General features: G+C 34.4%; 6 protein-coding genes, 1 tRNA gene and 1 pseudogene. 5 read left to right on the forward strand and 3 right to left on the reverse strand.

All coding sequences use genetic code 11. The features are described 5' to 3' along the window. The first annotated feature begins 130 nt into the window (after window positions 1–130). Window positions 131–574, forward strand: coding sequence for an ASCH domain-containing protein (locus FD33_RS07615; RefSeq protein ID WP_025086197.1), 444 nt, complete (start codon window positions 131–133; stop codon window positions 572–574). A gap of 42 nt (window positions 575–616) precedes the next feature. On the opposite strand, the gene mscL is transcribed toward FD33_RS07615, so the two are convergent. Beyond that, window positions 617–1,012 carry a large-conductance mechanosensitive channel protein MscL gene (gene mscL, locus FD33_RS07620; RefSeq protein WP_025086198.1) on the reverse strand — a complete coding sequence of 132 codons (396 nt, stop codon included), beginning with the start codon at window positions 1,010–1,012 and terminating at the stop codon, window positions 617–619. Window positions 1,013–1,196: 184 nt separating this feature from the next. On the opposite strand from mscL, the gene FD33_RS07625 reads away from it, so the two are divergent. Then, complete coding sequence (locus FD33_RS07625; RefSeq protein ID WP_025086199.1) at window positions 1,197–1,586, forward strand: hypothetical protein; 390 nt, start codon at window positions 1,197–1,199, stop codon at window positions 1,584–1,586. A gap of 107 nt (window positions 1,587–1,693) precedes the next feature. Next, complete coding sequence (locus tag FD33_RS07630) at window positions 1,694–3,067, forward strand: FAD-dependent oxidoreductase (protein WP_025086200.1); 1,374 nt, start codon at window positions 1,694–1,696, stop codon at window positions 3,065–3,067. 155 nt (window positions 3,068–3,222) lie between these two features. On the opposite strand, the gene FD33_RS07635 is transcribed toward FD33_RS07630, so the two are convergent. Beyond that, a tRNA-Leu gene (locus FD33_RS07635) sits at window positions 3,223–3,306 on the reverse strand. Between the two features lie 66 nt (window positions 3,307–3,372). Here FD33_RS07635 and FD33_RS07640 point away from each other — a divergent pair. Continuing rightward, a complete protein-coding gene (locus FD33_RS07640; RefSeq protein WP_025086201.1) occupies window positions 3,373–4,212 on the forward strand; it encodes an NAD(P)H-hydrate dehydratase in 840 nt (279 codons plus the stop codon). Between the two features lie 431 nt (window positions 4,213–4,643). Here FD33_RS07640 and FD33_RS07645 read toward each other — a convergent pair whose 3' ends face one another. After that, complete coding sequence (locus tag FD33_RS07645; protein ID WP_034544443.1) at window positions 4,644–6,281, reverse strand: putative polysaccharide biosynthesis protein; 1,638 nt, start codon at window positions 6,279–6,281, stop codon at window positions 4,644–4,646. A gap of 338 nt (window positions 6,282–6,619) precedes the next feature. Between FD33_RS07645 and FD33_RS13195 the strand changes: the two are divergent. Next, window positions 6,620–6,725: pseudogene (locus FD33_RS13195) on the forward strand (IS30 family transposase); the annotation flags it as partial.

Below are 6,725 nucleotides of genomic sequence, written 5' to 3' on the forward strand. Positions count from 1 at the left end.
TTTTTATTTTGTCATTTTTCTAAAGTGGCTAACTTGATTATAAAATTCGCCAAAATTTACAATCAAGTTTTGTCATCTTTTGCTTTATACGATATCATTTAGATAATATTTATATTTTGAGGTGTCATTTATGGACAAAGAAAAAATACATGATTATTGGTTCAAATTTTTAAGAGATAAGAATTCACTCTACTATCCTTTGGGGGATATTACCATTTTTGGTGGTGATCTAGATAAATTGGCTCATTTAGTCTATGATGGTACCAAAACGGCTACTACTTCATCATATGACCTCTACACTGCTGATGAGTACATGCCACAAGTTGGTGATTACAATATCATTCTCGACGGCAATGAAGAACCACTCTGTATTACAGAAACCCTTGTTACTGAAGTCGTTCCCTTCAAATACGTCAGTGCTGAGCATGCTTATCATGAAGGTGAAGGTGATCGTACCTTAGACTATTGGCGAGAAGTACATGAAGATTTCTTTAAAAAAGAATATCAAGAAGCAGGAAAAGAATTTAACGATGAAATTCCTTGTTTATGTGAAGTATTTAAACGTATCTATTAAAAAACATATCTCTAACCTTAACTGGTTATGAGATATGTTTTTTTAGTTTTCACGACGATTTTTTTCTTCCAAAGAATCAGAAATTTTCTTTAAATACATAACTACTTCTTCATCCTTATTATCCTCTTCGGCTTCTTCCTCGTCTTCACGTGTCTTAATAATTTTATTCATTACTTTAACAATCAAAAAGACTACGAAAGCAATGATCAAAAAGTTGATGATCGACTCAATAAATGTTCCGTACTTGAACGTTGCGTCTCCCACTTTAAAGACCAAATTACTCAAGTCAACCTTTCCTAAAAATAAACCAATCAGAGGATTGATTAAATTGCTTACAAGGGATTGAACAATAGCTGTAAAAGCAGCACCCATGATTACACCAACAGCCAAGTCCAATACATTGCCTCGACTGATGAAATCTTTAAATTCTTTTATCATATTTATAATCTCCTCAACTCTTTATACTATCTATAATTATAGGGTTTTGAGGGTCATTTTTGCAAATTTTTTAGCGAACCAATATATACAAAAGGTATATTTTCAAAAATTATCAATCTCATTTTTAAATTTCTATTTGCACCCTTATAATGTAGTTATAATTTTCTATAAAGGTTGTGATCGAATGAATTACTTTGATATGTATAAAATGATTTTAGAAATTATTGCTGAACAAAATCCTAAAGACTTCCAAGAATTACTTGATGACTCACAAAAGTATCCTCTCGTTAAAGAGTACATCGCTAGCGACAATAATAATCAAATCCTGATCCGTAATATGCAAGATACAACTATCAGTATGATCAATGACGGTTTAATTTCAGGTATTATTAGCCCTTTGAAGTACGTTACTTTAATCAAACTAAATGGTTTAACAATTTCCGGTTTTCAATATTTAAAAAAATTAAAAAACGATCTCAATAAAAATGAAATTAGTAGTCTCCTAAAACAGAATGGCTTATCGTTGACACCAAGTAATCTCACTAAAATGATTTCCAAAGTTATTTTTAGTTAAACCTAATTCCTTGACATTTGTAAACTAAGTTATTAATTGACATCGATTTTAATAAGAGCTATTCTTAGATTGTAATGATTCTCATTAAGAAAGTGGAGGCTATTTTTATGTCAAAGACTAAAGTTGTTATTGTTGGTGCATCACATGGTGGTCACCAATCCATTCTGGAATTATTAAAACGTTATGATGACGTTGATATTAAATTGTTCGAAGCAGGAGACTTCGTATCCTTTATGTCCTGTGGTATGGAACTATACTTGGAGAACAGTGTTACTGACGTTCATGATGTTCGCAATTTTAAACCAGATGATTTTTCAGCTAATGAAAATGTCCAAATCTTAAATAATCACGAAGTTACAAAGATCAACGCCGATAAAAAGGTTATTAGTGTTGTTAACACAAAGGATAATAGTACTCAAGAATATCCTTATGATAAATTGATTCTAAGCTCTGGCGTAACTTCTAAGTCACTCCCTATTCCTGGAAATGACCTCAAAAATGTCTTTCTAATGCGCGGTTTTGATTGGGCTACTCAAATCAAGGCTAAGTTAGAAGACAAAAATGTTAAAAATATCACCGTTGTGGGCGCCGGATACATTGGTATTGAGGCCGCTGAAGCCAGTGTTAAAGCTGGTAAGAATGTCACATTGCTTGATGTAATCGACCGTCCCTTAGGAACCTACCTTGACAAAGAGATGACTGATATTCTTGAAAAACATCTTGAAGACAAAGGTGTTAAAGTCGTTACAGGCGCTAAGATTCAAGAATATACAGGTACCAATGCTGTTACTAGCGTCAAAACCGATCAAACTGAATACCCTAGTGATTTAGTCATTCAAGCTGCCGGCGTAAAACCTAATACTGATTGGCTTAAAGGCACAATTGATTTAGACGACCGTGGTTGGATCAAGACAAATGAATATCTTCAAACAAATCAAAAGGATATCTACGCTATTGGTGACGCTACATTAGCTTATTCAATTCCAGCAAATAATCATGTGCCAATCGCCTTAGCTACAGTAGCTCGTCGAGAAGCTAGATATGTTGTAAAGCACTTATTCGAAAAGAAACCTGCTCTTCCATTTAGCGGTGTAGTTGGTTCATCAGCTTTGAGTGTCTTTGACTATCATTTTGCAGAAAGTGGCCTTAATAGCTTCACTGCTCAACGTTCTAATGTCGAAATCAAGAGTTCCTTCTATCAAGGTAGCCTCAGACCAGCTTATGTCCCTGCTGGTAAAGATAACCCTACTGTTTCAGTTCAACTATTCTTCAATCCGACTTCACACGTTCTCTTAGGTGGTGCTGTTCTTTCAACGTATGACATCACAGCTCAAGGCAACGTTTTAGCTCTAGCAATTCAACACAAATTGACCGTTGAAGATTTAGCAGATGCTGACTTCTTCTTCCAACCAGGATTTGACAGACAATGGAGTATCTTAAACGTTGCTGCTCAACATGCATTGGGTGAAAAAGATTTCTAAAATAACTATTGAAAAAGTGTTCACAAATTGTGAACACTTTTTTTGTTAATCCTCGATTTTTGAAAATTGCGCAAAATTAATTGAATTTTAGACAAAATAAAAAGAGCTAAATCCTATAACATCAAGGGTTTTAGCTCTTTATGAAACTATCAGAATGCCACTGACAAGAGTCGAACTTGCACCTAGAAACCTAGACAGCGACCTGAACGCTGCGCGTCTGCCAATTCCGCCACAGTGGCAAAATATATATTTAATTTCCGATATATACTACAATTAAAATGATACTACAAATGGAGGTACTTGTAATGGAAAAAATTAATAAGAATGTTTTAAATCAAGTAATTGCACAAAGAGATCCACAATCTTACAAGGGAAATTACGGTAAGATTCTTATTATCGCAGGCTCAACACAATTTGGTGGCGCCTCCATTCTCTGTAGTAGCGCTGCAGTCAACAGTGGTGCTGGCCTAGTTACTGTAGCTACTACACCAGAAAAATTTACCGCCATTAACGTACGAATTCCAGAAGCCATGACTATCGACTATCATCAAAAACATGATTTAGCACAGGCCATTCAAAACAATGAGGTCATTGCTATTGGACCAGGTTTAGGTACCTCATCAATTGCTAAAGGATTGGTCAAAGCTGCCCTTAGACTAACTACTACGCACCAAACATTGATTCTAGACGCTTCAGCTTTAACCCTTATTGCTCAAGAAAAGATTCCAGTAGATACTAAAGCTAACATCGTTATGACGCCTCATCAAGGTGAATGGCAAAGACTTTCTCACCTGCCTATTAATGAACAGATACCTGAAAATAATTTTAAACAATTACAAAGTTTAAATTCTCAAGCTGTTTTAATCCTAAAGAAACATTTATCTGAAATTTATTATCAAGATCAAGTATTTCAAATTCAAGCTGGAAATCCCGGTATGGCAACTGGTGGCATGGGTGATACTTTAACTGGAATTATGGCAGGATTTATTGGTCAATTTGGTTATTCCCTTGAAACCATTTCAGCAGCTCTACTAATACACAGCTTAATTGCTGATAAACTTTATAAAGATAATTACGTCGTTCTTCCTTCAAAAATAATTAGCAAATTACCAAAGTACATGAAAAAATTCAGTCAAATTAAATAACGCTAAAAAGCATACCAATTCTACTCTGAACCCTTAAGTTTGGACAATTAATTATGCTGCTTTTAGAACGGAAAGTTCTCGGTATTTACCGGTAGCTTTCCGTTTATTTTTGTCTTGATGTACCTATTGTTAAATAGCCATTATTCCTTCTGTTATTACTAAATTGTACTTGGAGAAGATAAGCTCCAGTTATTATTTTGATTTTAAAATTCAAATTGAATTTAACCATGAGAAAAACCCCTCGGTTTGGTTTTTGTCCAAACTAAGGGGTTCAATTTCAACACCTATGAATTAATTATGAATTCCAACTCTGGAAGAGATGCCTAAGAGGTACTACGATGACACTATATAAGTGACAACTGCAAGAAGAAAACATTAACTTAATGAACCCTCTTGTCGGATTCTTCCAGGAAGACTAGCATGCTTTTAATTTATTTAATATTAAAAATTCTTCTAATGCGTTCTACTTTTGAGCCTAGTATTTTATCAGCTAACGATGTTTTTAAAACTAAGTAACCATAGATTACTCCACCAAGGCCAGCTTCTAGAACTAAAACAACCACACTGATAATTCTATCTGAATTACCAACAAAGTGGAAAACAACCCAGTTAACAAACATGACTGAAATAAACATAATCAATGAAAACAGGATAATTCCACTAATACGTCGTGAAAGTCTTCCGGTTTGGAACGGATAACTCAAATGTAATTCTCTTAGCATAAGCCAAGAAACTACCGCCATACCAATACTTGTCGCAACTAATGGACCAAATTCATGAAAAATACCAATCATTGGCAATTGCGTTACTACTTTGACAATAAAGCCATAAATAAAGTATTTAATAGCTAGCTTATTACGATATAACGCTTGTAACACAGCTGAAAGAACTGTAAACAATCCTAATAGAATAGAAATCACGGACGAGAATTGTAACATTAAAACACCTAAGGCATCATAACGATAAAAAGTTGTCCAAAGTGGTTGTGCTACAGCGTACATCCCTAATGATGCTGGAATCATAATGAAAAAGAATAATTCCAAAGTATTAGAAATTTGGTCTTCGATCTTTGACTTGTCACCCTTAGAATATAAGCCTGACAAAATAGGGACTGCTGTGACAGCCATTGCTGAAGACAAGGACACAATAATCATAATCAGCTTATTAGCTTGGAAACCAAAGAGTGAATAATAATTATCTAGCTGTGCTCCAGTCGCGTTAACAAACATTCTCATGAATTGATTGAAGGTTGATTGATCAAACAAATTAAAGAACGTGATACCTGCATCTAAAATGATGAACGGTACAGCTTGTTCAAAAATTTCACGTGTAAAGTTTCTCTCGTTTAGATTTTCAACAGGCTTGCTACTTCTAGAAAGTCGCCTCAGTTTTGGTAATTTCTTTAAAATTGCTAGAACCAAAATGGCAATAGCCACTGCTGCCCCAATAAAAGCAGCAAAGGTTGACTGAACGACCGCATTGATATAACTACCCTTGTTAACCACCATAATAAGATATGTGGCAACTAACATGTAGATTACTCGGGCAATCTGTTCAATAAATTGCGAAATAGCCGACGGTGCCATATCTGAATATCCTTGCAAGTATCCTCTTAAAATACTTAATATTGGAATAATCAAAACTGCTACTGCTAATGATTTAATGACAGGAATACTTCTAGGATCACCATCAGTAAATAACGTTGCTAAAACAGGTGCCCCAAAGAACATCACTGCCCCAAAGATAACACCCATGAACGTCATAATTTTAAGTCCATGTTTAAATAATTTGTTTCCAGTTGAGTATTCATCTAAAGCATTATAATGTGAAATTTGCTTTGAAATGGCTCCAGGAATACCAGCCGTTGAGACAATTAAAAACAAACTGTAAATATTATATCCTTTAGCAAATAAAGCATTAGCTGCTGGATAATCAGAACCCATCCATGCCATCCATGGAATAATATAAATTGCACCTAAAATACGAGAAAAAATACTTCCAGCCGTCATCCAAGCTGAACCCTTCAACATTGTATCTTGTGAAGACGATTCCAGATCCATCACTGGCATTACTTCTTCCTCATCATGGCTTTTATTTCCGCCCAAAACTTGCACCACCTTAAAAACTATCCATTTAATTATAGCAAAATTCTTATCCTAAAAATTTTAAATTACGCTTAATTTATTAAAAAAGCAAATTAATTTTCCAAACTTCCTGAAAATTTCAGACAATTTTACAAATTATTTGCTATTATATATTCCCTCATTAATGATAAAATGTAATTCGTTGGCGAATTTTATAATCAAGTTAGCCACTTTAGAAAAATGACAAAATAAAAACACCAAGACGTAAAAATCAGGTATCATTGGAGTTCTCACACAAACAATGAAAGAGGTTTTTCGTCTTGGTGCTAGAACAGAATATCATAAATCGTCCTAAAGGACATCATTTAACTGAAAATTGAACGTGGAAAGATTGCTTCCTTTCATTCAATTGGCTACTCGAATCGCCAG

Origin of the sequence: Companilactobacillus paralimentarius DSM 13238 = JCM 10415 (genome assembly GCF_001434985.1) — a bacterium.
Classification (GTDB): domain Bacteria; phylum Bacillota; class Bacilli; order Lactobacillales; family Lactobacillaceae; genus Companilactobacillus; species Companilactobacillus paralimentarius.